Genomic DNA, 25,270 nt, shown 5'->3' on the forward strand with positions numbered 1-25,270 from the left:
TAGGTCAGGAGTGGGGAAAGAAGGCGCTTACGCAGCCTTCTTCGCACCCATTTCCTCACCCTTCTTGATGGCTTCGTCGATACCGCCGACCATGTAGAAGGCCTGTTCCGGCAGGTAGTCGAGCTCGCCGTCGAGGATCATCTTGAAGCCGCGGATCGTTTCCTTGAGGGCGACGTACTTGCCCGGCGAACCGGTGAAGACTTCGGCCACGTGGAACGGCTGGGAGAAGAAGCGCTCGATCTTACGGGCGCGCGACACCGAAGCCTTGTCTTCCGGCGACAGCTCGTCCATGCCGAGGATGGCGATGATGTCCTTCAGCTCCTTGTAGCGCTGCAGGGTGCCCTGCACGCGACGGGCGATGTCGTAGTGCTCCTGACCGATCACCGCGGCATCGAGCTGACGGCTGCTGGAGGCCAGCGGATCGACCGCCGGGTAGATGCCCAGCGAGGCGATATCGCGGCTCAGCGTGACGGTCGCATCGAGATGCGCGAACGTGGTCGCCGGCGACGGATCGGTAAGGTCGTCCGCGGGCACGTAGACGGCCTGGATCGACGTGATCGAACCGGTCTTGGTCGAGGTGATGCGCTCCTGGAGCACGCCCATTTCCTCGGCCAGCGTCGGCTGGTAACCCACCGCCGACGGCATGCGGCCGAGCAGTGCCGACACTTCGGTACCGGCCAGCGTATAGCGGTAGATGTTGTCGACGAAGAGCAGGACGTCCTTGCCCTTGCCGGTCTCGTCCTTCTCGTCGCGGAAGTACTCGGCCATGGTCAGGCCGGTCAGCGCGACGCGCAGGCGGTTGCCCGGCGGCTCGTTCATCTGGCCGTAGACCATCGCGACCTTGTCGAGGACGTTGGAGTCCTTCATCTCGTGATAGAAGTCGTTACCTTCACGAGTACGCTCACCCACGCCGGCGAACACGGACAGACCCGAGTGCGCCTTGGCGATGTTGTTGATGAGCTCCATCATGTTGACCGTCTTGCCCACGCCGGCGCCGCCGAACAGGCCGACCTTGCCGCCCTTGGCGAACGGGCACATCAGGTCGATGACCTTGATGCCGGTTTCCAGCAGTTCGTTGCCGGCGGCCTGCTCGTCGTAGGCCGGGGCTTCGCGGTGGATGACCCACTGCTCGTTCTCGCCGATCGGGCCGGCTTCGTCGATCGGGCGACCGAGCACGTCCATGATGCGGCCGAGCGTGGCCTTGCCGACCGGCACCTTGATGCCTTCGCCGGTGTTGCGAGCGATCAGGTTGCGGCGCAGGCCGTCGGTGGAACCGAGCGCGATGGTGCGCACGATGCCGTCACCGAGCTGCTGCTGCACTTCGAGGGTGATCTCCGTGCCGTCGACCTTCAGTGCGTCGTAAATCTCCGGCACCTGGTCGCGCGCGAATTCGACGTCGACGACCGCGCCGATGATCTGAACAACTTTGCCCTGGCTCATGGAATGCTCCGGATGAATCTTCGTAAGGTTCTGTTTCGGCGCCGCATGCTGCGTCGCCATCGCTTTGGGGTTTCGGTCAGACCGCGGCGGCGCCGCCGACGATTTCCGAGATTTCCTGGGTAATCGCCGCCTGACGTGCCTTGTTGTAGACCAGCGTGAGTTCGCCGATGACCTTGTTGGCGTTGTCCGACGCGGCCTTCATGGCCACCATGCGCGCAGCGTGCTCGCTGGCCAGGTTCTCAAGCGCAGCCTGGTACACGACGGACTCGATATAGCGCGTCATCAGGTGCTCGAGCACCGTGCGCGCATCGGGTTCGTAGATGTAATCCCAGTCGTGGGTCTGCTCGACCTTGACGCCTTCGGATGCCTTGCCGTCGGCGTTCTCGAGCTCCTTCGCCACCAGCGACACCGGCAACAGGGCCTCGATGGTCGGCTTCTGCACGATGGTGTTCACGAAGTCGTTGTAGACCAGGAACACGCGGTCGAGCTTGTTATCGGAGTACGCGTCGAGGACGACCTTGATCACGCCGATGAGGTCTTCGAGCTTCGGCTTCTCACCCAGGTGCGTCGCGGTGCCGATCAGGTTCACGCCCTTGATGCGACGGAAGAACTGCACGGCCTTCTGGCCGACGGCGACCACGTCGATCTCGGCGCCCTTGCCCTGCCATTCGCGGATGGCGGTGAGCGTGCGACGGAACAGGTTGGAGTTGAGGCCGCCGGCAAGGCCGCGGTCCGTCGACACCACGATGAAGCCGACGCGCGCGACGTTCTCGCGCTCGGTGAGGAACGGGTGCACGAAGTCCGTGCTGGCCTGGGCGACGTGCGCGATCACCTTGCGCATGAGGCGCGCATAGGGTCGCGAGGCCTTCATCAGGTCCTGCGCCTTGCGGATCTTCGACGCCGAGACCATTTCGAGCGCACGCGTCACCTTGCGCATGTTCTGCGTGCTCTTGATCTTGGTTTTGATTTCGCGGCCGCTTGCCATGGCTTACTCGTCTGTAAAGGGTGACGCCAGGTGTTCCACGAGACGGGCGATGTCGCCCGCCTCGCGTGTCTCGCTATTACCAGCTACCGGTCTTCTTGAACTCGTCCGTGGCCGACTTGAAGGTCGCCTCGATGTCCTTGTCCCAGTCGCCGGTCTCGTCGATCTTGGTCATCAGGTCGGCGTGGTTCTGGCGGAAGAAGGCATGCAGGCCCTTCTCGAACGGCAGCACCTTGTTGACCGGCAGGTCGTCGAGGTAGCCCTTCTCCGCCGCGAACACCGACACACCCAGCTCGGCGATCGACAGCGGCGAGTACTGCGGCTGCTTCATCAGTTCCGTGACGCGCTGGCCGCGGTCCAGCTGCGCGCGCGTGGCGGCATCCAGGTCCGAGGCGAACTGCGCGAACGCAGCCAGCTCGCGGTACTGGGCGAGGGCGAGCTTCACGCCACCGCTGAGCTTCTTGATGATCTTGGTCTGGGCGGCACCACCGACGCGCGACACCGAGATACCGGCATTGACGGGCGGACGGATACCGGCGTTGAACAGGTCGGTCTCGAGGAAGATCTGGCCGTCGGTGATCGAGATCACGTTGGTCGGGACGAACGCGGAAACGTCGCCCGCCTGGGTCTCGATGATCGGCAGGGCGGTGAGCGAGCCCGTCTTGCCCTTCACTTCGCCGTTGGTCATCTTCTCGACGTAGTCGGCGCTGACGCGCGAGGCGCGCTCGAGCAGACGCGAGTGGAGATAGAAGACGTCGCCCGGGTAGGCTTCGCGGCCCGGCGGACGCTTGAGCAGGAGCGAGATCTGGCGGTAGGCGACGGCCTGCTTGGAGAGGTCGTCGTACACGATCAGCGCGTCTTCGCCGCGGTCACGGAAGTACTCGCCCATGGCGCAGCCGGAATACGGCGCGACGTACTGCAGGGCGGCGGCTTCGGAGGCCGAAGCGACGACGACGATGGTGTTGGCCAGCGCGCCGTTCTCTTCGAGCTTGCGCACGACGTTGGCGATCGAGCTGCGCTTCTGGCCGATGGCCACGTAGATGCACTTAATGCCCGAGTGCTTCTGGTTGATGATCGCGTCGATCGCGACGGCGGTCTTGCCCGTCTGGCGGTCGCCAATGATCAGCTCGCGCTGGCCACGGCCGATCGGGATCATCGAATCGATGGACTTGTAACCGGTCTGCATCGGCTGGTCGACCGACTGGCGCCAGATGACGCCCGGCGCGACCTTCTCGACCGGGCTGGTGCCCACGGCGTCGATCGGACCCTTGCCGTCGATCGGATTGCCCAGTGCGTCGACGACGCGGCCGAGCAGGCCCGGGCCGACCGGCACTTCGAGGATGCGGCCGGTGGTCTTGGCGGCATCGCCTTCGCGCAGGTGCTGGTATTCACCGAGGACCACGGCGCCCACCGAGTCGCGCTCGAGGTTCAGCGCGAGGGCGAACGTGTTGTTCGGCAGTTCGATCATTTCGCCCTGCATCACGTCGGCCAGACCGTGGATGCGAACGATGCCGTCGGACACGCTGATGATCGTGCCTTCGTTGCGTGCCTCGGCGCCGAGCTTGAACTGCTCGATGCGGGTCTTGATCAGCTCGCTGATCTCGGACGGATTCAGTGTGGTGCTGGACATGGTCAGTTCCTTATCTCGTATCAGTGCGTCAGCGCGCTGGCGAGCCGCTGCAGGCGGCCGCGCGCGGAACCGTCGATGACCTGCTCACCGGTGTCGATGACGACACCCCCGAGCAAGGCCGGATCGACGTGCGTATCCAGTTCGATCTCGCGCTTGAAGCGGCGCTTCAGCGAGGTGCGCAGCAGGTCTGCCTGCGCGGTATCGAGATCCAGCGCGCTCGTGACCTTGACCTTGAGGGTCTGTTCCGACTCACGCTTGTAGTCGTCGTAGAGCGCCGCGATTTCCGGCAGCAGCACCATGCGGCCGTTCTCGGCCAGTTCCGCGAGGAAGTTGGCGAACGGCGCATCGGTGGCCATGCCCTGCGGCAGGTGCAGGGCAACCAGCTGGGCCGGGAGCACACGCGGGTCGTTGTAAAGCTCGGCAACGCGCGGATCGGCCGCAACCACGGCCGCGAAGTTCAGCGCATGGGACCAGTCGGCGAGCGAACCCGACGCATGCGCCACTTCGAAAGCGGCGCGTGCGTAGGGACGGGCGAGGGTGAGCGCCTGGGCCATGATCAGATCTCGGCGGCGAGTTGATCGAGCAGCGCCTTGTGGGCCGCCGGATCGATTTCACGCTGCACGATCTTCTCCGCGCCACGCACGGCGAGGGCGCCGACCTGTTCGCGAAGCTGTTCACGGGCACGCTGGGCCATCGACGCGATCTCGTCCTCGGCTTGGGCCTTCAAACGGTTGATCTCGCCGGTCGCTTCGGCGCGGGCCTTCTCGAGAAGCTGGTTGGCCTGCTGCTGGGCCTTGTCGATGATCTCGGTCGCCTGGAGGCGAGCCTGCTTGATCTCGACAGCGACCTTGGCGTCGGCATCCTTCAGCTCGGCACGAGCACGCTCTGCCGCGGCGAGCCCTTCGGCCACCTTCTTCTGGCGTTCTTCGATGGCACCGTTGAGCTGGGGCCAGATGAACTTGGTGGTGAACCAGACCAGGATCGCAAAAGAGATCATCTGGCCCAGGAAGGTCATGTTAATTTCCATGATCTCTCCAAAGACTCCGAACGCTGGGGTACTGACGGTCGCCGTGGCGGGTTACGCCACGACGACAAGACGAACACGTGCTCAGCCGCCGGAAGCGGTGCGCAGAACGCCGATCAGCGGGTTCGAGAAAGCGAGCAGCAGGGCGATCGCCAGGCCGATGATGAACGCCGCGTCGATCAGGCCGGCGAGCAGGAACATGCGACCCTGCAGCAGCGGAACCAGTTCCGGCTGGCGGGCGGCCGACTCGAGGAACTTCGAGCCCATGATGGCGATACCGAGACACGCACCGAGCGCGCCGAGGCCGATGATGACGCCGATGGCGATGGCGGTCATGCCCTGCACGTGTGCGAAGAGTGCGGTGAGTTCCATGGTGTTCTCCTGGGATTTCTTAAAGTCGAAAGGGTGGTGTGAAACGAAACAGAATGGACTGGGTCTAACGTCGGTGCGGTGAGTTAGTGGTGTTCACGCGCCGTGGCGATATAGACGATCGTCAGCATCATGAAGATGAACGCCTGGAGGGCGATGATCAGGATGTGGAAGATCGCCCAGGCCGTGTTGAACACGACGCCAGGCACGAAGCCGATCCAGCTCACCATCAGGCCGGCGATCAGCATGAACACCAATTCGCCACCGTACATGTTGCCGAACAGTCGCATCGCGAGCGACACGGGTTTCGACAGCGTTTCGACGACGTTGAGAAGCAGGTTGGGAATCAGCAGGACGATCTTGGCGACCGTGCTTTCGGCGTGGAACGGCGCGGTCAGCATTTCCTTGCCGTAGCCGAAGCCGCCCTTGGCCTTGATACCGTGGCCGATCACGATGAGGATGACGGCCAGCGACAGACCGATCGTGGTGTTGATGTCCGCGGTCGGCACCATGCGGAAGTACGTGTGGTGCGCGGTCTCGGCGCCGGCGAACGTATGCACCAGCCAGCCGGCGAGATCCACCGGGAGCAGGTCCATCGCGTTCATGAAGAACACCCACATGAAGATGGACAACGCCAGCGGGGTGACCGTGCGACGGTCGCCGTGGAAGGTGTCCTTGACCTGGGTGTCGACGAATTCGATCGCCAGCTCGACCAGTGCCTGACCCTTCGAGGGCACGCCGGAGGTCGCCTTGCGGGCGAACAGCCAGAACCACAGGCAGAACGCGGCACCGAGCACGAACGACACCACCAGGGAGTCGACGCGCAGGTTCCAGAACGCCCCATGGTCGGTGCTGAAATTCACCGTCATGTGGTTCAGGTGGTGCTGGATGTATTCGGTCAGACCGCCTTGCGGTTCGCTCGCCATGCCTCAACCCTTGAATCTGAATGCAAATACATTGACCGCGAAGGCCGCCACCAGTCCCGCCAACGCGGGCAAGGGTGGCAGCTTCCACTGAACCAGAACGAGCGCCAGTCCACCGATGAGGACGATCCAGCGAAGGATCATGCCCACGAGAAAGCGGACGAACGTTGCTCCCGCACCTCCCAGCGCACTGAACGCCCGCGCAGCGAGCAGCGCGGTGGCGATAGCGACGATCAGGGCACCGGCAAAGGCGGCCAGACCGGCCGGACGCCCCTGCAGGAGAAATGCAAGCCCGGCGATGACGGCCACCACCAGCTGCGCGAAAACGACGCGCATGGCGAGATGACGACCGGCTGCAAGACTGTTGAGCAACGCGAGGCTCCCGTGGTTTCGCTCGAAGGCGGCACCAGATGGTTCAACGGGCCACGGTTTAATCTGGAAAAGTATACCAGTGCCGTAAACAACGGGACAAGCGAAGAAAGGCCATAACCACCCGCCGGCGCGACATCCGTCGCGTCGTTGGCGAGGGAGCCGCGGTAGGTCAGGCCCGGGCGGGCTGACCTGCCAGTGCGCCGAGGGATGTGGCCGTCTCTACAGCCACATCGAAGATGTCGCCGGCGGCGGATGCCGCACGCTCCACGCCTTGACGCTGGAGGTCGCCGCCGCGAGCCATCCATGCACGCATCGCCGTGGCATCCGTCGCGGACATGGCATCCGCCATTAGGCCCGTGGCGGCACGTGCATGCCCTTCGAGCGCCTGGAGGTGCAGATCGGCGACCCGCTCCATACCGCGCCAGGCAAGCGCCTGTGCGGCGGCAGCCTGTTCGACGAAACGGGCGAAATCGGCATAACCGTTTGCGTGGGACATCGGGCAACCGTCGGGGAACGGGGAGGTGCCGGAGTGTAGACCCGTCTGCTGCAACGCGGCAACCGCGAATTCCTGCGCAGGCAGCTTTTGCCTCTCGAACCTAATGCGCGATCAGAGCATGTCGGCCGAAAACTCGGCACCGGACGTGCAGGTTTCATGCACGACGACCCTGGCCAGGCCGGGCACATCGACACGGAGACGCTCGAAGATCCAACGCGCGAGGTTTTCGCTGGTGGGATTATCCAGGCCGTCGATGTCGTTGAGGTAATGATGATCGAGGCGATCGTAGAGCGGCTGGAATCGCGCCTTCAGGTCGCCGAAGTCCATCACCCAGCCGAACACGGGGTCGGTCGGCCCTTCGACGTGCAGCTCTACGCGAAAGGAATGCCCGTGCAGCCGCGCGCACTTGTGTCCCTGGGGCACATTCGGCAGCCGGTGGGCCGCCTCGATGTTGAAGGTCTTGAAGATGCGCATGGAAGCCGGATCGATGAAGTGATTGCCCATTGTAACGGACAGTTACGTAAACGATTTCCGTTAACCGCGTCTTCACGACGGGGTTCGCATTTTCACTGATGACGCCCATGATCTTCGTCGCTTTCATGGGATAACCGTTACGTTGGTAACTAGACGCGGGGAGCCGGGGGGCTCCTCAAGCCACTTCAACCGGGAGGCATCATGTGCCTTGGACGTGGTTCGCTCGACAGTGCGCCGCTGTGCGCACTGTCCGAGGAAGTGTTCGCTGCCCTGCCCTGGCCCTGCGCCGTCTGGCAGCGCGACAGCGGGCGGGTCGTCATGGTCAACGGAGCCTTCCTCAGCGAGTTCGGCATCAGCCGGGGGCGCGCCGGTCCGGCGTGGATCGACCGCCATCTGGAACCGGACGGCGATGCCGGCGAGGTCGTTTTTCGCGACCGGCATGCACCCGCGCGGCGATTCCGGATGACCCGCCAGGCCATCGACGCAGCCTCGGGGCCTTTCGAAGCGGTCTTCCTGATGCCACTGCCCGACGACGAAACCGGCAAGGATGGGGCGACCGTGACGTCGCACGCCACCTCGTTGCGACCGGGTGTGGGCCTGACACGCCGCGAGTCCCAGGTCCTCGACGGCATCATGCAAGGCAAGCTCAACAAGGTGATCGCCGGCGAGCTCGACATCAGCCCGAAGACCGTCGAGCTTCACAGGGCAAACCTCATGGCCAAGCTTCGCGTACACAATGTGGTGGAACTGGCGCGTGCCGTCCTGGACGGGACGGTGTCGCCCTACCTCGACGAGCCGGCGATCGCGATGCCCGTCGCGGTCGACTAAAGGCTCACCCGGGAACGACGGCCGGCGCCGACCGGGCAAGAAAAAAGGCCGCACCCAGGGGGCGCGGCCTTCTTTTTTTCTGGTGGCTAGAGGCGGGCTCGAACCGCCGACCTCAGCATTATGAGTGCCGCGCTCTGACCAGCTGAGCTACCTAGCCGTGAAACCTGGTCGTCCGCGAGACGGGCTCGCGAAGGCCGGGCAGTTTAATCGGCGCGGGCTTCCCGTTCAAGTGGCGCCTTGTACACGCTTCTCGCGGTGTGGTTGAATCGACCGTATCGCGTGAATCCGGCCACCGCCGGCTGGCGCGGCAGGTTCGCGGAGGGCGGATGATCGACGCTGATGGCTATCGACCGAATGTGGGGATCGTTCTCCTCAACGGGGACGGCCGCCTGTTCTGGGCGCGCCGGGTCAATCGTGACGGCTGGCAGTTCCCCCAGGGCGGCATGCGCAGCGACGAGACGCCGCTGGAGGCGATGTACCGCGAACTGGAAGAAGAAACCGGCCTGCACGCCCACCACGTGGAAGTGCTGGCGGAAACCCGGGGCTGGCTGAAATACCGGCTGCCGAGCCGCTTTGTCCGCCATCACCAGCGCCCCACCTGCATCGGCCAGAAGCAGGTCTGGTTCCTGTTGCGGCTGACCGGCAGCGAAGACGCACTCAAGCTCGACGCCTGCGAGAAGCCCGAGTTCGACCTCTGGCGCTGGGTGGACTTCTGGTATCCGGCCAACCACGTGGTGAACTTCAAGCGCCAGGTCTACGAACGGGCGCTGCGCCAGTTTGCCCCGACCGTCGAGGTGACCTGCTCGGTCACCATAGGCACCTGCCCGCAGGAAGCCGAGGCGCTGCGCCTGGCCCGCGGCGGCGAATAAGCCCGCCTTCACATCTGTGTAGTTGACAATCGTTCGCATTCGTATTCGAATGCGCACCCATGTACATCTGCATGTGCAACGCCGTCACCGACCACGCCATCCGCCGCGCCGCGGCCGAGGGAGTGGAGTCGTTCGCCCAGTTGCAGGCCCGCACGGGCTGCTCGGATTGCTGTGGCGCCTGTGAGCCCGAAGCCCGCCAGTGCCTGCGCGATGCCGTCGAGCAGACGCGGTCGGTGCTGAGCTTCCTGCCGACGCCGGCCTGAGCCCTTTCGCAGCGCGTTCGCGGACGCGAACCGTCTTCATTCTCGTTTCGTCGTGCGCTTTCGCCGCGACGTATAGTCATGCCCTTAACAGTCAGGGAGACCCCTCATGAAGGGCGACGCAAAGGTCATCGAATTCCTCAACAAGGTGCTCTACAACGAGCTCGCCGCCATTAACCAGTACTTCCTGCATTACCGGATGTTCAAGGACTGGGGCTACAACGAACTCGCCAAGCACGAGTACGAAGAGTCGATCGAGGAGATGAAGCATGCGGACAAACTCATCGAGCGGATCCTCTTCCTCGACGGGCTGCCGAATCTCCAGCATCTGGGCAAGTTGCGCATCGGCGAGAACGTGGTCGAAGCCCTCCAGGGCGACCTCGACCTCGAGATGATCGCCACCAAGGACCTGCGCGAGGCCATTGCCTATAGCGAGGGCATCCACGATTTCGTCAGCCGCGACCTGTTCAAGTTCATCCTTGGCCAGGAAGAAGAGCACATCGACTGGCTCGAGACGCAGTTCAGCCTGATCTCGGACATCGGACCGGAACGTTACATGCTGAGCAAGGTCGGCAAGCTGTCCGACTGATTCCGCATTTCGTGCCTGCGTTGGGAAAAGCCGCCGGTGAGGCGGCTTTTTCTTGGGAGCGATCGCTAGCACCCTTCGCCGATGAATCGGCTCCTGCAGCGAAGCGCTATCGACGTCCGAGCGCGTTTCCAAGGGTGACCCGGCTCCCAGAATTCGAGAGGTCTTGGGTCGCTTGGTTGACCCTGGGGGGAGGGGCGGGCTATACCATCCGGCCTTCACGCCCTCTCCACGGAATTCTGCATGGCCTCGCGGCACCCACCACGGTTTGTCGTGCGCACCCTCGCCGACACGGTGCGCGAGGGCCGCAAGCGAGTCATCTTGCTCGGCGCCTGGGCGGCCAGCCTCATCGTGGTCGGCTGGCTTGCCTGGCTGATCGCCGGACACGGGCCGGCGGTCGCCGCCGCCCGGAGCAACGGCGGGGTGTCCAGTGCGGAGGTCGAGGATTTGCGCCAGCAGGTGGCCAATCTGCAACGGGCCAGCCAGGTCGCCGGCATTGCGGCGAAGGAACTGACACGGAACCTGGCCGAGCGCGACGAAGAAATCAGCGGTCTGCGCACCGACCTCGCCTTTTACTCGCGGCTCGTCGGCGGCAATGGCCAGCGCGACGGCCTCAAGGTGCAGGGCGCGCGGACCGAGCCCGTGAAGGGTTCGCCGAATGCCTGGAACGTGGTGGTCACCCTCACCCAGAACGCCCGGCGCGGGGAACTGCTCAAGGGCAGCCTGACCCTGGCCGTGGAAGGCATCCAGGGCAACAAGGTCGCGACGCTCGAGGGCCCGGGCCTCGGCCAGGCCGCCGCGTCGCGGGGCCTGCCGTTCTCCTTCAAGTACTTCCAGCAGGTCCAGGGCAGCTTTACCCTGCCGGCCGGGTTCAAGCCGACGCGCCTGCGCGTCGTGGCGAGCGCGGAAGGCGATGAACCGGTCACCAGCACGATCCCCTGGGCAGACGCCACCCGCAACGACGAGGTCAACGATGTTCAGCAGTAACCGGAAGAACCAGGCGCCCTCCGTCGGTGCCGCGGCCACCAGCCTGATCGCCCGCGGGGTCACCATTCGCGGCGACGTGCAGTTCAGCGGCACCCTGCATCTGGACGGCATCGTGGAAGGTTCGGTCCACGCCGATGCCAGCGGCGACGGCGTGCTCACGATCAGTGAGACCGGGCGCGTCGTCGGTCGTATCGAGGTGCCGCATGCCGTGATCAACGGAGGCGTCACCGGCGATATCGAGGTCTCGGAACGGCTGGAGCTGGCCCCGCTGGCCCGGATCGACGGCGACGTGCAGTACCAGGTGCTGGAAATGGCGGCCGGTGCCCAGGTGAACGGCAAGATGATTCACCGCGCACCCGCCACGGTCCGCCAGCTCGCCCAGGCCGCCATCGAAGCTGCCCCGGTAGCCGCCGAGGCTTGACCTGCCGCCGAACGGCGCCATTATGGGTGGCATGAACAACCCCTTCCCCATGGCGCCGTCCCCGGACTACCGGTCCGCTGGTGCGCCGCTGATCTTCACCGAGGCCGCTGCCCGCAAGGTGCACCAGCTGATCGAGGAAGAAGGCAATCCCGGCCTGAAGCTGCGCGTCTACATCAGCGGCGGCGGTTGCTCGGGCTTCCAATACGGCTTCACTTTCGACGAGGACCAGGCCGAGGACGATCTCGCGGTCTCCCGGGAAGGTGTCACCCTCGTCGTCGATCCGCTCTCGCTGCAATACCTGACCGGGGCCGAGATCGATTACGCGGAGTCGTTCAGCGGCTCCCAGTTCGTCATTCGCAATCCGAACGCGAAGACGACCTGCGGCTGCGGCTCCTCGTTCAGCGCATGAGCGGCTGCACGGCGTGACGATCGACCAGGAGCGCGACCGGGCCGTGGCGGTGCGCGCCCGCGAGAACGTGTTCGCGGGCATCGATATCGACCGCATGGCGGAACGACGCGACGATCGTCTCTGGGTCGAAGAACTCGAGCGCGCGGCCAGCAGCCGCTTCCTCGTCCTCGACAGCGATGGCCAGGCATTCGCACGCGGCGCCGACGACGCCCCCGAGTGGATGTCGCCGACCACGCGTGGCGAGCGCTTCGGCGATATCCCGGCGACGTTCCTGGGCCTGGCCGACGATATCGGATGGTTCGCCCTCGTCGTCGACGAAGCGCAGGCCGAGCTCTTTACGACGCTGACCGGCGCACGCCGTGTCTCGCTGCGCGAGGCGGGCCTCGCCTTCGCCGCGTTCGACGCGGGGCTGTTCGCCTTCGCCAAGGGCATCACGCATTGGCAGCGCCAGACCCGCTTCTGCAGCCAGTGCGGCGCGCCGACCCTGGTGGTCGCCGCGGGCCACCGCGTGCAGTGCACGAACCCGGATGGCGCGCACATGCATTTCCCGCGGACCGATGCCGCGATCATCGTGATCGTCGAAGACGGCGACCGTTGCCTGCTCGGGCGCCAGCGTGGCTGGCCCGCCGGACGTTATTCCACCCTGGCCGGTTTCATCGAGCCGGGCGAGTCGCTGGAAGACGCCGTACGAAGGGAAGTGCGCGAGGAGTCCGGCATCGAAGTGCTCCACGCGACCTATCATTCGTCGCAGCCCTGGCCGCTACCCGCGTCGTTGATGGTCGGCTTCACCGCCACGGCGAAGACGCGCGAGATTCACCTGCGCGATGACGAACTCGAAGACGCCCGTTGGTTCACCGTCGACGACATCGTGACCGGCATGGCCACGGGTGCGCTCGGCGTACCGCCGCCGCTTTCGGTTTCCTACCGGCTGATCGAGCACTGGCTCGGCCTGCGCGGCGTCAGCCTCGACGAACTCATCGCGAGTGCGCCGCCCCGCGGCTGATCCCCTACAATCGGGGCATCGACCAGCGGATCGCGCTCGCCATGGCTCTACGTCTCCTCGCCGTTCTCATCGCCCTCGCCATCGTCTGGAGCGTGCCGCAGCTCGCGCGGTGGCGTGACGACCGCTGGTTCCGCGGGTGGGTGAACCGCCTGGGCGACACCTCCGGCCCCGGGCGCGTCGCTGTCGTCCTGCTCGTGCCCGTGGTCGCCGCCGCGATCATCGCCGGCCTGCTTGCCTCACTGCCCTTCTTCGACCTCGCGTGGCTGATCTTCTCGATCGCCGTCCTGGTCTATGCGCTGGGTCCGCGTGAAATCGAAACCGATATCGACGCCATCCTGCGCGCGCCCGATACGCTGCGTCGCGACGAGGCCATGGCCGCCCTGCGCCACGACGAGAACGCGCTGACCTGGTTCGCTCCGGCGCTGGTCGAAGCGGCGTTCTACGGCGCGCTGCGCCGCCGCTTCGGCGTGATGCTCTGGTTCCTGTTGCTGGGCCCTGCCGGCGGCCTCGGCTACCGGCTCGCGCAGATCCTCGGCCGCGACGCATCGCTCGCCCTGGACAGCGCCACCCGCGCCACGGCCCAGCGCGTCGCCGATGCGCTGGACTGGATTCCCGCCCACCTGATGGTGTTCGCCATGGCCCTGGTGTCCGATTTCGACGCCGTCATCGGCGCCTGGAAGCATTGGCACCACACCTCGGGGAGCCCGCGTTCGCGCCTCGAGCCGGACTTCCTCGGCGCGGTCGCTCGCGCCGGCGTGGACGCCGATGTCGAAGCCGGGGACGGCTACGTGCAGGACGTGAGCGATCCGGTGACCGAACTGGAGGACGCACGACGCGTGATCCGCCGTGTGCTCATCGTGTGGCTCGCCGTCGTCGCCGTGATCGTCCTCGCTGCCTGGGTCGCCTGACTCAGGCCTTGTCGCCGCGAAGCTCGCCGACCCGGTCGCGCAGCACCGACGCATTCACATCGCTGGCCGCCAACGGTGCGCCGCCGACCAGTTCGATCTTCGACCAGAACCGGCGCGGCAGGCGCGAACGGTGCAATGCGCTGTCGCGCCGGCTGAAGATGCTGCCCCACATGCCGCGCAGCGCCAACGGCACGACCGGTACCGGACGGCGCGCGAGAATCTGGTCGACACCGGGGCGGAAATTCGCGATGCCGCCATCCTTGGTCAGGCCGCCTTCGGGGAAGATGCAGACGACTTCGCCCGCCGCCAGCGCCTCGTCGATCCGCTCGAAGGCGCGCATCAGCAGCGCCTCGTCTTCGTGGCGACCGGCGATCGGAATCGCCTTTGCCGTGCGGAACACGAAGTTCAACACCGGGATATTGAAGATCTTGTAGTACATGACGAAGCGCATCGGCCGACGCACGCTGGCCATGAGGATCAGCGGATCCATGAAGCTCACGTGGTTGCAGACGACCAGGGCCGCGCCTTCGTCCGGCACGTTCTTCAGCCCGTCCACGCGGACGCGGTAAAGCGTGTGCACGAGCACCCAGGTGATGAAGCGCATCATGAACTCGGGCACGAGCGTGAAGATGTACACCGCGACGGCGATATTGATCAGGCCCGTGATGAGGAAGATGGTCGGCACGCTGAGGCCGAGCATCGTCAATCCGATACCGAATACCGAAGCGGTGCAGATCAGCAGCGCGTTGACGATGTTGTTGCCGGCGATGATCCGCGACAGCCGTTCGCGCGGTGCGCGACTCTGCACGAAGGCGAACAACGGCACCACGTAGAAGCCCGCGAACGCACCGATCATGGTGAGATCCAGCACGACGCGCCATGCACCCGGTACCGCCAGGAAGGCCATCCAGCCGAGCTGGACGCCCGACGTCACCGCCGGATGCGCGAAGAACAGGTCCACCGCGAACACGGTCAGGCCAAAGGCGCCCATCGGCACCAGGCCGATTTCCACGCGCCTGCCGGAGAGCCTCTCGCAAAGCAGCGAGCCCACGCCCGTGCCGATCGAGAAGAGCGTCAGCGCCAGCGTATTCACCGAGCCATCGCCGCCCAGCACGTGCCGCGTGTAATTCGGCAGTTGGGCGATCATCACCGTGCCGAAGAACCAGAACCACGAGATGCCCAACACGGCGTTGTAGATGGCGCGGTCTTCATGGGTGAGCTTGAGGACGCGCCAGGTTTCGCTCAGCGGGTTCCAGTTGAAGGTGAGGTCCGGTGCCGTGGCCGGCGCCGCGGGAATCGAACGACTCACCAGGTAACCGGTGACGGCGATGGCGATCGTGGTGAGCGACGCCGCCAGGGTGCCGTAGCCGGCGATCAGCATGAGCGAGTTGCCGACGATCATGCCGACCAGCATGGCCAACTGCGTGCCCGTCTCGACCAGCGCGTTGCCGCCGACCAGTTCAGCGCGCTCGAGGGCTTGCGGCAGGATCGAGTACTTGATCGGCCCGAACATCGTCGAGTGCATGCCCATCAGGAACAACACCACGAGCAGCAACGCGATGTGGTGGGTGAAGAATCCGACCGCGGCGATGACCATGGCCGCGATCTCGAACAGCTTCACGAAGCGGATGAGGCGGGTCTTCTCGAACTTCTCGGCGATTTGCCCCGCGGTGGCGGAGAAGAGAAAGTACGGCAGGATGAACAGCGCCGGCGCGAGATTCGTATAGAGCGACACCTGCGCATCGGGCAGGGCCATCTGGAAAGCGACAAGCATGACCATCGCGTTGCGAAACGCGTTGTCGTTGAACGCACCGAGCGCCTGCGTCCAGAAGAAGGGCGCGAACCGTCGCTTGCCGAGCAGAGAAAACTGGGACATTCCGTGACCACCACCGTTTAGTCGCGGTGAGTGTACCCGAGCCCCTGCGTCACGACGTCAGAGCCGCGCCAGCGCGCGATGGGCTATGTCGCGGCGAAAGAACGCCCCGTCGAAGCGAACCGTCTCCAACGCGGCATACGCAGCGGCCCGCGCAGCCATCAGATCGTCACCCACGGCGCAGACGGTGAGGACACGGCCCCCGGCGGTGACAGGGCGGCCATCGGCCGACAGGGCGCTGCCGGCGTGGAAGACCTTCACGTCCTCGCCGAAGTCGACATCGGCGCCTTCGATCGCATCGCCGGCGCGGACCTTGCCCGGGTAACCGCCGGCGGCAAGCACGACACCGAGCGCGGGACGTGGATCCCATTCGGCGTGCGCCTTTGTGACATCGACGTCGAGCGCCGCCTCGATCAGATCGACGAGATCGGAGGTCAGGCGAAGCATGATGGGCTGGGTTTCCGGGTCGCCGAAACGAACGTTGAACTCGATGACCTTGGCCACGCCGGCCTTGTCGATCATCAGCCCGGCGTAGAGGAACCCGGTGAACGGCGCGCCATCGGCGGCCATGCCGTCGAGGGTCGGCTGGATGATCTCGCGCATCACGCGCGCGGATACGTCCTCGGTCACGACGGGCGCGGGCGAATACGCACCCATGCCCCCGGTGTTGGGGCCGAGGTCGCCATCGTCGCGGCGCTTGTGATCCTGGCTGGTCGCCATCGGCAAGGCATGCTTGCCGTCGGCGATCACGATGAAGCTGGCTTCTTCGCCATCGAGGAATTCCTCGATGACCACACGCGACGAGGCGTCGCCAAACGCCTGCTGACCAAGCATGTCTTCCAGCGCCGCCTCGGCTTCGCCCAGGCTCATGGCCACGACCACGCCCTTGCCTGCGGCGAGGCCGTCGGCCTTGATCACGATGGGCGCGCCGGTCTGCCGCACGTGGGCCAGCGCGGGCGCCAGCTCGGTGAACACCGCGTAGTGCGCCGTGGGAATGCGATGCCGGGCGAGGAAGTCCTTGGCGAAGGCCTTGCTGCCTTCGAGCTGGGCCGCCTTCGCCGTCGGGCCGAAGCAGCGCAGGCCTGCCGCGGTGAAGCGGTCCACCACGCCGGCGACCAGCGGCACTTCCGGCCCGACCACGGTGAGACCGACGCCCTCGCTCTTTGCCAGCGCGAGGAGGCCGTCGATATCGGTTACGGCCACCGGCGCGTTACGCAGGCCCGGCTCGCGAGCCGTCCCGGCATTACCCGGCGCCACGATGACCTCGTCCACGCGGGCGGACTGAGCGAGCTTCCAGGCCAGCGCGTGTTCGCGGCCACCGCCGCCGATAACGAGGACTTTCATGGGGTGTCTCCAGACTTTGAACCCGGCATTCTACCCGGCGTCGCCGACAACGTGCCCTGGAATCGCCTTCTGGACGCCCCGCCGCGACCCCGACCCACCGGCAGGCTCGGTCCGGACAGCACCTCACCGTTAGGGAGATTCACCATGCCTCGTCTCGCCGCCCTGCTTGGCGCCCTCGCCGCCCTCGTCTTCGCGACCACCATTCACGCCGACACATGGCGCGAACATCCCGAGTGGGGTCGCGCGTTCGCCCGGGCCCATCTGCAGGGCACGCTGCTCGTCTATGAGGAAGGCACGAAGACCATGCATGTCTTCGACGCCAAGCGGGCACGCCACGCTTACCTGCCTGCCTCCACGTTCAAGATTTTCAACGCCATGGTCGCCATCGATACGGGTGCCGTGAGCGACGAGTTCGAACCGATTCCCTGGGACGGCACCGTGCGCTCCGTCGGCGGCAAGCCCATGGCCGAATGGAACCGGGCGAACAGCCTGGCGAGCGGCATGCGCTACTCCACCGTATGGTTTTACCAGGAGGTGGCGCGGCGCGCCGGACAGCAGCGCATGCAGGCCTGGATCGACAAGGTCGGCTACGGCAACCGCGATATCTCTGGGGGTATCGACCGTTTCTGGCTCGATGGAGGCCTGCGTATCTCGGCCGAGCAGCAGGTGAGCTTCCTGCGCCGCCTGGCCGACGGGACCCTGCCGTTCTCCGAGCGCGCCCAGGAAATCGCCCGCCGCATCACGGTCTACGAATCGGCACCGACGTACGAACTGCACGCCAAGACCGGATGGGGCACGAACGCGGCGCAGGACAACGCCGACCCGACCAAGGCCAGCGACATCGGCTGGTATGTCGGCTGGGTGGAGCACAACGGCAAGCGCTGGTTCTTCGCCATGAACATCGATATCCGCCTGCCCGACGATGGCGCCAAGCGCGTCACCCTCACCCGGCAGATGCTTCAGGACATGGGTGCGTTCAGCGGCTGACGAGCAGTTCGATCAACTGCGCCCTCGGCAGTTTGCCGGTCTCGTTACGCGGCAACGCATCCACCAGGCGTAGCGGCCGCGGCAGGAACACCGGATCCATCGCGTGGCGCAGCGCATTCAATACCGCATCGGCGGTGAGTGTCGGCGCCACGACCAGGCCGGCGATGCGGCGAATGCCTGCCGCGTCGGCTTCGTCCAGTTGGAACAACACGCCGTCGCGCACGCCATCGATGGCCAGCAGGCGGCGGTTGAGATCGCCCAGCGATGCGCGCTTGCCGGCGATTTCGAGCAAGTCCGTGTTACGCCCACGGAGACGGAAGCGACGTCCCTCGTCGTGCAGCGAGACGATATCGGCCAGCGCGATGGGCGCGTCCAGCTGCGGCGCGTCGACCAGCGTGCCATCCGGCTGCGGGTGCAGCACCACGCCTTCGTAGAGCTGCCAGTCGTCGTCGACCGCGGTCCGCCGGCTGGCGAACACACAGGTTTCGGTGGAACCGAATACTTCGTACAACGGTGCGCCGAAGCAGGCCTCGGCCGACGTGGCGAGCTCGACCGACATCGGCGCGGTCGCCGAGACGAAAGCGGCCAGCGGCGGCAGGTCGATACCGGATTCGATCAGGGCGCGCAGGTGCACCGGCGTGGTCACCAGGACACGCGGCTCTGGCAGCGAAGCGAGCGCGGTCGCGACGTCCGCCGGAAAGAACGGCCGGCCGGCGTGCACGCCGACATCGGAGAGCAACGGCATCAGCACGGACATCTCGATGCCGTACATGTGCTGCGGCGGCACCGTGGCGACGACATGGAACGCGTCGCCGATGGCGAGGCCGAGCATGCGGGCATTGCCTGCGTTGCTGGCGACGAAGCTGCCCCAGGTCTTGATGTTGGGCTTGGGTTTGCCGGTCGATCCCGAGGTGTAGCCGATGGCGACCACGGCCTCGGCGGGAATCGAGGGAATGCCACCGTAGGCGGGCGACACGTCGTCCAGCACGGGCATGCGCAGGTAACCCGGCGGCGACGGTGCCAGGTCGAGTTCGCCGATGGCGTATGCCCCGGGATGATTCGCCATCACTTCATCGACGGCGTGGGCCGCCCGCGAGGGTGGCAGCAAGTTGGTCTGGCCGCGCAGGACCAGGGCCGTGAAGGCGACGAGGAAGGCGTAGCGGTCCTCGCACAGATTGACCGCGCTGTCGGCCTCGGGAAGCGTCGCCGCCACCTGGCGCACATGACCCAGGAAGGTCGCCGCCGTGACGGCCTGTCCGTCGCGCCAGGCAACCACGCGGGAAGGCGCACCGACGAGCAATGGGAAAGACGCTGCGCCAGGGCGCCCGGAAATCTCGGAATGGAAGATCGACAACGGCGGCTCCCCCTCTCAGGCGCGGATGATAGCGCCGCTGAGGGCGTCGCGGATGGTGGTGGGGCGTTCCTGGCCGCCGAGTGGCGCCTCGAGCACACCGTCGAGGCGATCGCCGAAGTAGCGCGCCAGCGTGGTCACGTCGCGCGCCGGTGCTTCGCCGTGCGGGTTGGCGCTGGTGGAGACCAACGGCGCGCCGAAGGCACGACAGAGCGCGGCGGCGGGTGCGTGTGCGGTGACCCGCAAGGCGATGCCCGCATGCGCGCCGGCCACCCAGTCGGGAACCGCCGCGCTGCGCGGAAAAATCCAGGTGTGAGGCCCGGGCCAGGAGGCACGGACGTCGCCGAGGACGGCAGGCGGCACCGCGGCCAGGTCGATGTAGGGCGCGATCTGTTCGAAATCCGCGGCGATGAGCAACACGCCCTGCGTCGCCGGCCGTCCCTTCAGGGCGAAAAGTCGATCGAAGGCGTGGCGATCGTGCGGATCGCAGCCGAGGCCGTAAACGGCCTCGGTCGGATAGGCGAGCACGCCGCCATCGCGCATGAGCGCGGCAGCCGTGTCGACCGTGGCCGTCGTGAACCGGCGCATGTCAGTCGACGGAGGGAGAAACCGACTTGGCGACAGCCGATTTGGCGGGCGCCTTTTTCGCCGCGGCCTTTTTCGCGGCGCTCTTCTTGGTTGCCGCCTTCTTGGTCGCGGTCTTCTTGGTCGACGTCTTCTTCGCGGCGGCCTTCTTCGTCGCCGTTTTCTTCACCGCCGTTTTCTTCGCCGTGGCGTCCGCCGGAGCGGCGGCTTTCTTCGTCGCGGCTTTCTTGGCGGCGGCCTTCTTCGTGGCGGTCTTCTTTGCTGCCTTGCCGCCACGCGGCTTCTTGACCGGCGCGGCAGCGAGGAGTTCGAGACACTCGGGCAGGGTCAGCGTCTTGGGCTCGCGATCCTTGGGAATGCGCGCATTCTTCTCGCCGTCGGTAATGTATGGACCGTAGCGGCCGTTGAGCACCTGCACGTCGTTGCCGAAGTCGGTGATGATGCGGTTGGCTATGGCTTCCAGCTTCTCCTGCACCAGCTGCAGCGCGCGCGGCAACTCGATGGTGTACGGGTCGTCCTCCGGCTTGAGCGAGGCGTACGTGCTGCCCTGCTTCACGAACGGACCGAAACGGCCCACGCCGACGGTGATGTCTTCACCGGCCTCGGACTGGCCGAGGTTGCGCGGCAGCTTGAACAGCTCCATCGCATCGTCGAGCGTGATGGTGTGCATGCTCTGGCCGGGGCGCAGGCTGGCGTAGGTCGGCTTGGCTTCGTCGTCCTTGCTGCCGATCTGCGCATAGGCACCGTAGCGACCCAGGCGCACGGAAACCGGCTTGCCGGTCTTCGGGTCTTCGCCGAGTTCGCGCGCGCCGGTGGCTTCGTTGCGGTCCACCGATTCGGTCTTGTCGTCCACCAGGGTCTTGAACGGCAACCAGAAGCGCTCGAGCAGGGGCACCCAGGCTTCTTCGCCACGGCTCACGGCGTCGAGTTCGTCTTCGAGGCGGGCGGTGAAGTCGTAATCGACGTACTGGGCGAAGTGACCCGAAAGGAACTGGCTCACGGCGCGGCCGACGTCGGTCGGGCGGAAGCGACGGCTCTCCAGCAGCACGTATTCGCGGCTGAGCAGCACCTGGATGATGCTCGCGTACGTCGACGGGCGGCCGATGCCGTATTCCTCGAGCGTCTTGACCAGGCTGGCTTCGGAGAAGCGCGGCGGCGGCTCGGTGAAATGCTGGTCGGCCACGATCGCGGCCACGGGGACGACATCGCCCTGGGCCAGGCGCGGCAGGCGGCGCTGCTCGTCGTCGTCCTCGGTTTTCTGGTCCTTGCCTTCCTCGTAAACGGCGAGGAAGCCCGGATCGATCACGGTGGTGCCGGTGGCGCGGAACGCCGACTCACCCACCGGGAACTCGACCGAGACGGTGTTGAGGGTGGCGTGGACCATCTGGCAGGCGACGGTGCGCTTCCAGATCAATTCGTAAAGCTTGCGCTGGTCGTCGTTGAGGAAGGCCGCCACCGTGCGCGGCATGTGCATCGCCGAGGTCGGGCGGATGGCCTCATGCGCTTCCTGGGCATTCTTGGACTTGGATTTGTAGACCTGGACGGCGTCTGGGAGGGCGCCCTTGCCGTATTCGCGGGTAATCAGCTCGCGCAGCTCGGCGACGGCGTCGTCGGACAAGGCCACCGAGTCGGTACGCATGTAGCTGATCAGGCCGACGTTACCCTCGCTGCCCAGCGACACGCCCTCGTACAGGCCCTGGGCCACGCGCATCGTGCGGCTGGTCGAAAAGCCGAGCTTGCGGGCGGCTTCCTGCTGCAGGGTGGAAGTGGTGAAGGGCGGCGCCGGACGGCGCTTGCGCTCGCGACTGGTTACTTCGCCGACGGTGAACCGGCCCGCGGCAGCCTTCTCCAGTGCCGCGCGTGCGGCCGTGGCGTCGGCCTCGTTGGTCAGGTCGAATTGCTCGAACTTCTTGCCGTCGAGCTTGACCAGGCGGGCGTCGAACGCCCCTTCCGGGTGGGCCATGTTGGCCTGGATGGTCCAGTACTCGCGGGCCGTGAAGGCTTCGATCTCGAGCTCGCGCTCGACGATCATGCGCAGGGCCGGCGACTGTACGCGGCCTGCCGAGAGGCCCCGCTGCACCTTGCGCCAGAGCACCGGCGAGAGGTTGAAGCCGACCAGGTAGTCGAGGGCGCGGCGGGCCTGCTGGGCGTCCACGAGGTCGTGGGACAGCTTGCGCGGGTTGGCGACCGCTTCCTTGATGGCGCGCGGCGTGATTTCACTGAAAACGACGCGCTGGACGTCCTTGCCCTCGAGCAGGCCGCGCTCGCGGAGGATTTCGCTGATGTGCCAGGAGATGGCCTCGCCTTCGCGATCCAAGTCGGTCGCGAGATAGATGCTGGTCGCCACCTTCGCCGCCTTGGCGATCGCGTCGACGTGTTTCTCGTTGCGGTCGATGACCTCATAGGCCATGGCGAAGCCGTGGTCGGGATCGACCGCGCCCTCCTTCGGTCGCAGGTCGCGCACGTGGCCATACGACGCCAGCACCTGGAAGTCGGGTCCCAGGTACTTGTTGATCGTCTTGGCCTTGGCCGGCGATTCGACGATGAGGAGGTTCTTAGCCATGCGTTAGTCGGTTCCGAAGTCCGCCGGGGCGAGTGAACCCCAGCGTATGTATATATTTAGTTGGAAACATATCGCCGTGATGGCTGTCAAGCGTCGGGCGATCAGACCACGCGCTGATATCGGTTCCCGGGCAGGGAGGCGACCTCGCCTTCGAGCTCGAGCATCAGAAGCATCGAAGACAGCGCGCCAGCGGTGAAGCCCGTCGTACCGATCAGGGCGTCCAAAGAGGCGGGATCGTAACCCATGGCGTCGAGAAGGCGGCGATATTCGTCATCCTGGCGCCAGTCGAAGGGACCGGTCTTGCGCCGTCCGACCGCCGATCCGGCCTCGGAGCGCTCCAGACGGGCCCGCAACTCGGCACCCAGCTCCATGGCCGCAGGGGCCAGCACAGCCAGGATCTCATCGGCGCGCTGGACCAGGCGGGCTCCCTCGGCGATGAGAGCGTGACAGCCTTCGGCCAGGGCATTGTGAATGGAACCCGGTACGGCGAACACGTCGCGGCCCTGTTCCCCTGCCACGCGGGCCGTGATCAGTGAGCCGGAACGCAGGCCGGCCTCGATCACCAGGACGCCCAGGCTCAGGCCCGCGATGATCCGATTGCGCTGCGGAAAGTGCCGGGGCAGCGACGCTACCCCGGGCGGATACTCGCTGACGATGGCGCCGTGGGCGGCGATGCGCTGCGCCAATGCGTGGTGCTTGGCCGGATAGACGCGATCCGGTCCGGTCCCGACGACCGCGATGGTGGGCTCGCCGGCGTCCAGCGCCGCCTCGTGGGCCGCCCCATCGACGCCGTCGGCCATGCCGCTGGTAACCAACAGGCCACCCACGGCCAGCGCCTCGGCGAAGCGCCGCGCATTCGCGAGGCCGGGCGCCTGGGCCCGGCGCGCACCGACGATGGCGACCTGGGGCCTGAGCAGGAGCGAGGCATCGCCTTTGACGAAGAGCGCGGCGGGTGGATCGGGAATGGCTTCGAGCTGGGGCGGGAAATCCTCGTCCGTGCAACGCAGCAGCCGCTGGTCCTCGCCGGCCAGCCAGGCGAGGTCACGGGCGAGCGTGGCTTCGTCGGGGGCATCGACCCAGGCTCGTCCCTCCGCCGAAAGCGGGCCTTCGGGACGGCCCAGCCAGCGCAGCAGGGCGACGGCGCCGCCCCGGTTTACCAGGCCTTCGCGCAGGCGGCGGGCATTCATGCCCGGGGTACGCAGGAGGATCAGCCACTCGCGAAGGTCGTCGGAATCGATCATCCGGGCAGTGTAGACGCCGGACCGGCCGCCCGCGGAAGTGGAAACGGCCGCCCCGGGGGCGGCCGTTTCGTCGTCTTTCCCGGCAAGCCCGGCCCCACCGGCGGTAGGGGCGGGCTGAGGCCGTTATTCCGGAAGCGTGAGCTTGTCGCCCTTCTGGATCGGCTTGAGGGCATCCATAACCAGGGCGTAGCTGACATGATCGAAGGTGCGGAAGACCATGACGTGGCCACCGTATTCGTCAGGCAACTGGACCTTGCGCGAGGTATCGCGGCGGTTGTAGTTGCCGGACACTTCGTCGGCGATCTTGTCGCCCTGGTGCATCACGGTGAACGTCGTACCGTTGTCGATGCCGTCGGCCGTACCCGCCGAGATGGAGACCACCTGACGGCTGCCGGCGCCATTGAGCGCATCGGTATAGCCGATCACCCGCGGATCGGCCGGCATGGCCTTGGGCGCATGCGGGTAGAAGTACGGGTCATAGGGTTTGTCGTCGACCTGCATCAGGCGATCGCCCTTGCGTACTTCGAGCGTCGACTCCACGAGGACGAGGCTGGCGACCTCGCCGTTGGTGGCGATCACCTCGGCGGTACCGATGACGGAAACCTCGACGCCCTGATCGGTACCACGGCCGTTGTGGGTGTCGTGGCGCGAGTCCTCGCGCCACGGACCCGGTGCCATGGAGACGTCGCTGTCGAGTTCGTCGGCCACGAACGAGCCATGCTCGCGGTTGCCGAGCATGTCGATATTGCCGACGTCGCCGCCGTGATCGCGGAAACGATTGGTCGGCCGGACGATGGCCCAGCGCTGGCCCGGCGCGGCGGAGTCCAGGTCTTTGGCGTAGATCTTGTTGCCCGGTGTGGCGCGCAGGTGGTTCTCTTCGAATCCGACCAGGTACGGCGACTGCTCGACGGCATCGGCGTCCATGACACGAAGTTCCTTCAGGAACATACGCAGATCGGCAAGGGGGATCGCCGTGACGGCATCTCCCTCGGTGCGAACGCGCGGCTGCAGGCCGAGCTGTGCGCTGCCACCGTACATCGAGAGGTTGAGCACGTCGCCGGGGTAGATCAGATGCGGGTTGCGCACCTGCGGGTTGGCCTGCCAGATTTCCGGCCAGAGCCACGGCTTCCTAAGAAAGCGCGCCGAAATGTCCCACAGCGTGTCGCCCTTGCGCACCGTATAGGTGTCCGGGTGATCGGGACGGAGCTGGGCCGCCGCGGCATAAACGGCCACGGTAAAAAACATGCCGCCCAGCAGCATGGCGAACTTCTTGATCATGCGGGATTTCCCCCTTCCCCGGTGCTGTCGCGAGTGTAACTGAATCGTTAACGGGCACAATACGTGC

Annotated in this window: 27 protein-coding genes and 1 tRNA gene; 10 read left to right on the forward strand and 18 right to left on the reverse strand. The window is 66.0% G+C overall.

Annotation, left to right across the window (positions count from 1 at the left end):
- Positions 1-27 precede the first annotated feature (27 nt).
- The 10 genes from atpD to queD all read right to left on the reverse strand — a co-directional run bounded on the left by atpD (position 28) and on the right by queD (position 7,710).
- The gene (gene atpD / locus VM621_RS16215) at positions 28-1,440 is read right to left on the reverse strand and encodes a F0F1 ATP synthase subunit beta (protein WP_325469998.1); all 1,413 of its coding nucleotides are present in this window, start codon (positions 1,438-1,440) and stop codon (positions 28-30) included.
- A gap of 76 nt (positions 1,441-1,516) precedes the next feature.
- Positions 1,517-2,425: a F0F1 ATP synthase subunit gamma gene (gene atpG / locus VM621_RS16220; RefSeq protein WP_325469999.1), complete on the reverse strand. Its 909-nt coding sequence runs from the start codon at positions 2,423-2,425 to the stop codon at positions 1,517-1,519.
- Positions 2,426-2,501: 76 nt separating this feature from the next.
- On the reverse strand, positions 2,502-4,052 hold the full coding sequence (gene atpA / locus VM621_RS16225; protein ID WP_325470000.1) for a F0F1 ATP synthase subunit alpha: 1,551 nt from the start codon (positions 4,050-4,052) through the stop codon (positions 2,502-2,504).
- A gap of 20 nt (positions 4,053-4,072) precedes the next feature.
- Positions 4,073-4,606 carry a F0F1 ATP synthase subunit delta gene (locus VM621_RS16230; protein WP_325470001.1) on the reverse strand — a complete coding sequence of 178 codons (534 nt, stop codon included), beginning with the start codon at positions 4,604-4,606 and terminating at the stop codon, positions 4,073-4,075.
- Between the two features lie 2 nt (positions 4,607-4,608).
- Positions 4,609-5,079, reverse strand: a complete 471-nt coding sequence (locus tag VM621_RS16235; protein ID WP_325470002.1) for a F0F1 ATP synthase subunit B — start codon at positions 5,077-5,079, stop codon at positions 4,609-4,611.
- Between the two features lie 81 nt (positions 5,080-5,160).
- Entirely contained in the window at positions 5,161-5,448 is a 288-nt protein-coding gene (gene atpE, locus VM621_RS16240) for a F0F1 ATP synthase subunit C (RefSeq protein WP_325470003.1), read from the reverse strand.
- An 83-nt stretch (positions 5,449-5,531) separates the two neighbouring features.
- Complete coding sequence (gene atpB / locus VM621_RS16245) at positions 5,532-6,371, reverse strand: F0F1 ATP synthase subunit A (RefSeq protein WP_325470004.1); 840 nt, start codon at positions 6,369-6,371, stop codon at positions 5,532-5,534.
- Positions 6,372-6,374: 3 nt separating this feature from the next.
- A complete protein-coding gene (locus VM621_RS16250) occupies positions 6,375-6,740 on the reverse strand; it encodes an ATP synthase subunit I (RefSeq protein WP_325470005.1) in 366 nt (121 codons plus the stop codon).
- 169 nt (positions 6,741-6,909) lie between these two features.
- On the reverse strand, positions 6,910-7,236 hold the full coding sequence (locus VM621_RS16255) for a phasin family protein (RefSeq protein WP_325470006.1): 327 nt from the start codon (positions 7,234-7,236) through the stop codon (positions 6,910-6,912).
- 111 nt (positions 7,237-7,347) lie between these two features.
- Positions 7,348-7,710 carry a 6-carboxytetrahydropterin synthase QueD gene (gene queD, locus VM621_RS16260; RefSeq protein WP_325470007.1) on the reverse strand — a complete coding sequence of 121 codons (363 nt, stop codon included), beginning with the start codon at positions 7,708-7,710 and terminating at the stop codon, positions 7,348-7,350.
- A gap of 201 nt (positions 7,711-7,911) precedes the next feature.
- Between queD and VM621_RS16265 the strand changes: the two genes are divergently transcribed.
- Complete coding sequence (locus VM621_RS16265) at positions 7,912-8,538, forward strand: LuxR C-terminal-related transcriptional regulator (RefSeq protein WP_325470008.1); 627 nt, start codon at positions 7,912-7,914, stop codon at positions 8,536-8,538.
- Positions 8,539-8,618: 80 nt separating this feature from the next.
- Here VM621_RS16265 and VM621_RS16270 read toward each other — a convergent pair.
- Positions 8,619-8,695: transfer RNA gene (locus tag VM621_RS16270), tRNA-Met, on the reverse strand.
- Between the two features lie 169 nt (positions 8,696-8,864).
- Between VM621_RS16270 and VM621_RS16275 the strand changes: the two genes are divergently transcribed.
- The 8 genes from VM621_RS16275 to VM621_RS16310 all read left to right on the forward strand — a co-directional run bounded on the left by VM621_RS16275 (position 8,865) and on the right by VM621_RS16310 (position 13,981).
- A complete protein-coding gene (locus VM621_RS16275) occupies positions 8,865-9,407 on the forward strand; it encodes an RNA pyrophosphohydrolase (protein ID WP_325470009.1) in 543 nt (180 codons plus the stop codon).
- Positions 9,408-9,466: 59 nt separating this feature from the next.
- A complete protein-coding gene (locus tag VM621_RS16280) occupies positions 9,467-9,670 on the forward strand; it encodes a (2Fe-2S)-binding protein (protein ID WP_325470010.1) in 204 nt (67 codons plus the stop codon).
- A gap of 106 nt (positions 9,671-9,776) precedes the next feature.
- Positions 9,777-10,256: a bacterioferritin gene (gene bfr, locus VM621_RS16285; protein ID WP_046966945.1), complete on the forward strand. Its 480-nt coding sequence runs from the start codon at positions 9,777-9,779 to the stop codon at positions 10,254-10,256.
- Positions 10,257-10,496: 240 nt separating this feature from the next.
- Complete coding sequence (locus tag VM621_RS16290; RefSeq protein ID WP_325470011.1) at positions 10,497-11,240, forward strand: DUF6776 family protein; 744 nt, start codon at positions 10,497-10,499, stop codon at positions 11,238-11,240.
- A complete protein-coding gene (locus tag VM621_RS16295) occupies positions 11,227-11,661 on the forward strand; it encodes a polymer-forming cytoskeletal protein (protein ID WP_325470012.1) in 435 nt (144 codons plus the stop codon). Before VM621_RS16290 ends, VM621_RS16295 begins: the two co-directional genes overlap by 14 nt.
- Positions 11,662-11,692: 31 nt before the next feature.
- Positions 11,693-12,070 (forward strand): iron-sulfur cluster insertion protein ErpA, encoded by a 378-nt coding sequence (erpA, locus tag VM621_RS16300; protein ID WP_078023462.1) that lies wholly within the window; start codon positions 11,693-11,695, stop codon positions 12,068-12,070.
- 13 nt (positions 12,071-12,083) lie between these two features.
- Complete coding sequence (gene nudC / locus VM621_RS16305) at positions 12,084-13,073, forward strand: NAD(+) diphosphatase (protein ID WP_325470013.1); 990 nt, start codon at positions 12,084-12,086, stop codon at positions 13,071-13,073.
- 41 nt (positions 13,074-13,114) lie between these two features.
- Entirely contained in the window at positions 13,115-13,981 is an 867-nt protein-coding gene (locus VM621_RS16310) for a beta-lactamase induction protein (protein WP_325470014.1), read from the forward strand.
- A 1-nt stretch (position 13,982) separates the two neighbouring features.
- Here the strand turns inward: VM621_RS16310 and VM621_RS16315 are convergent, their stop codons facing one another.
- Together VM621_RS16315 and purD are read right to left on the reverse strand one after the other, a co-directional pair.
- Complete coding sequence (locus VM621_RS16315) at positions 13,983-15,857, reverse strand: MFS transporter (RefSeq protein WP_325470015.1); 1,875 nt, start codon at positions 15,855-15,857, stop codon at positions 13,983-13,985.
- A gap of 57 nt (positions 15,858-15,914) precedes the next feature.
- The gene (gene purD / locus VM621_RS16320) at positions 15,915-17,198 is read right to left on the reverse strand and encodes a phosphoribosylamine--glycine ligase (RefSeq protein WP_325470016.1); all 1,284 of its coding nucleotides are present in this window, start codon (positions 17,196-17,198) and stop codon (positions 15,915-15,917) included.
- Positions 17,199-17,342: 144 nt separating this feature from the next.
- Here purD and blaOXA point away from each other — a divergent pair, with 144 nt between their 5' ends.
- Complete coding sequence (gene blaOXA / locus VM621_RS16325; protein ID WP_325470017.1) at positions 17,343-18,185, forward strand: class D beta-lactamase; 843 nt, start codon at positions 17,343-17,345, stop codon at positions 18,183-18,185.
- Here blaOXA and VM621_RS16330 read toward each other — a convergent pair.
- From VM621_RS16330 to VM621_RS16350, 5 genes are all read right to left on the reverse strand, one after another.
- A complete protein-coding gene (locus VM621_RS16330; RefSeq protein WP_414674559.1) occupies positions 18,175-19,533 on the reverse strand; it encodes an AMP-binding protein in 1,359 nt (452 codons plus the stop codon). The genes blaOXA and VM621_RS16330 overlap by 11 nt on opposite strands.
- Before the next feature lie 21 nt (positions 19,534-19,554).
- Positions 19,555-20,124, reverse strand: a complete 570-nt coding sequence (locus tag VM621_RS16335) for an L-threonylcarbamoyladenylate synthase (RefSeq protein ID WP_325470018.1) — start codon at positions 20,122-20,124, stop codon at positions 19,555-19,557.
- Between the two features lies 1 nt (position 20,125).
- Positions 20,126-22,684 (reverse strand): DNA topoisomerase I, encoded by a 2,559-nt coding sequence (locus VM621_RS16340; protein ID WP_325470019.1) that lies wholly within the window; start codon positions 22,682-22,684, stop codon positions 20,126-20,128.
- A 101-nt stretch (positions 22,685-22,785) separates the two neighbouring features.
- Entirely contained in the window at positions 22,786-23,925 is a 1,140-nt protein-coding gene (dprA, locus tag VM621_RS16345; protein ID WP_325470020.1) for a DNA-processing protein DprA, read from the reverse strand.
- Between the two features lie 123 nt (positions 23,926-24,048).
- Positions 24,049-25,203 (reverse strand): LysM domain-containing protein, encoded by a 1,155-nt coding sequence (locus VM621_RS16350; RefSeq protein ID WP_325470021.1) that lies wholly within the window; start codon positions 25,201-25,203, stop codon positions 24,049-24,051.
- Positions 25,204-25,270: the final 67 nt, after the last annotated feature.

It is taken from the genome of Luteibacter sp. (genome assembly GCF_035539195.1).
GTDB lineage: Bacteria > Pseudomonadota > Gammaproteobacteria > Xanthomonadales > Rhodanobacteraceae > Luteibacter.

What these genes read in the sequence shown, in the direction of transcription:
- VM621_RS16335 (WP_325470018.1), bottom strand. Translation starts at nt 20,124, where the DNA reads ATGCGCCGGTTCACGACGGCCACGGTCGACACGGCTGCCGCGCTCATG.
- blaOXA (WP_325470017.1), top strand. Translation starts at nt 17,343, where the DNA reads ATGCCTCGTCTCGCCGCCCTGCTTGGCGCCCTCGCCGCCCTCGTCTTC.
- VM621_RS16275 (WP_325470009.1), top strand. Translation starts at nt 8,865, where the DNA reads ATGATCGACGCTGATGGCTATCGACCGAATGTGGGGATCGTTCTCCTC.
- VM621_RS16235 (WP_325470002.1), bottom strand. Translation starts at nt 5,079, where the DNA reads ATGGAAATTAACATGACCTTCCTGGGCCAGATGATCTCTTTTGCGATC.
- VM621_RS16265 (WP_325470008.1), top strand. Translation starts at nt 7,912, where the DNA reads ATGTGCCTTGGACGTGGTTCGCTCGACAGTGCGCCGCTGTGCGCACTG.
- atpE (WP_325470003.1), bottom strand. Translation starts at nt 5,448, where the DNA reads ATGGAACTCACCGCACTCTTCGCACACGTGCAGGGCATGACCGCCATC.
- VM621_RS16295 (WP_325470012.1), top strand. Translation starts at nt 11,227, where the DNA reads ATGTTCAGCAGTAACCGGAAGAACCAGGCGCCCTCCGTCGGTGCCGCG.
- queD (WP_325470007.1), bottom strand. Translation starts at nt 7,710, where the DNA reads ATGCGCATCTTCAAGACCTTCAACATCGAGGCGGCCCACCGGCTGCCG.
- atpB (WP_325470004.1), bottom strand. Translation starts at nt 6,371, where the DNA reads ATGGCGAGCGAACCGCAAGGCGGTCTGACCGAATACATCCAGCACCAC.
- VM621_RS16310 (WP_325470014.1), top strand. Translation starts at nt 13,115, where the DNA reads ATGGCTCTACGTCTCCTCGCCGTTCTCATCGCCCTCGCCATCGTCTGG.
- erpA (WP_078023462.1), top strand. Translation starts at nt 11,693, where the DNA reads ATGAACAACCCCTTCCCCATGGCGCCGTCCCCGGACTACCGGTCCGCT.
- VM621_RS16255 (WP_325470006.1), bottom strand. Translation starts at nt 7,236, where the DNA reads ATGTCCCACGCAAACGGTTATGCCGATTTCGCCCGTTTCGTCGAACAG.
- bfr (WP_046966945.1), top strand. Translation starts at nt 9,777, where the DNA reads ATGAAGGGCGACGCAAAGGTCATCGAATTCCTCAACAAGGTGCTCTAC.
- atpA (WP_325470000.1), bottom strand. Translation starts at nt 4,052, where the DNA reads ATGTCCAGCACCACACTGAATCCGTCCGAGATCAGCGAGCTGATCAAG.
- VM621_RS16340 (WP_325470019.1), bottom strand. Translation starts at nt 22,684, where the DNA reads ATGGCTAAGAACCTCCTCATCGTCGAATCGCCGGCCAAGGCCAAGACG.
- atpG (WP_325469999.1), bottom strand. Translation starts at nt 2,425, where the DNA reads ATGGCAAGCGGCCGCGAAATCAAAACCAAGATCAAGAGCACGCAGAAC.
- VM621_RS16315 (WP_325470015.1), bottom strand. Translation starts at nt 15,857, where the DNA reads ATGTCCCAGTTTTCTCTGCTCGGCAAGCGACGGTTCGCGCCCTTCTTC.
- atpD (WP_325469998.1), bottom strand. Translation starts at nt 1,440, where the DNA reads ATGAGCCAGGGCAAAGTTGTTCAGATCATCGGCGCGGTCGTCGACGTC.
- VM621_RS16280 (WP_325470010.1), top strand. Translation starts at nt 9,467, where the DNA reads ATGTACATCTGCATGTGCAACGCCGTCACCGACCACGCCATCCGCCGC.
- purD (WP_325470016.1), bottom strand. Translation starts at nt 17,198, where the DNA reads ATGAAAGTCCTCGTTATCGGCGGCGGTGGCCGCGAACACGCGCTGGCC.
- dprA (WP_325470020.1), bottom strand. Translation starts at nt 23,925, where the DNA reads ATGATCGATTCCGACGACCTTCGCGAGTGGCTGATCCTCCTGCGTACC.
- VM621_RS16290 (WP_325470011.1), top strand. Translation starts at nt 10,497, where the DNA reads ATGGCCTCGCGGCACCCACCACGGTTTGTCGTGCGCACCCTCGCCGAC.
- VM621_RS16230 (WP_325470001.1), bottom strand. Translation starts at nt 4,606, where the DNA reads ATGGCCCAGGCGCTCACCCTCGCCCGTCCCTACGCACGCGCCGCTTTC.
- VM621_RS16350 (WP_325470021.1), bottom strand. Translation starts at nt 25,203, where the DNA reads ATGATCAAGAAGTTCGCCATGCTGCTGGGCGGCATGTTTTTTACCGTG.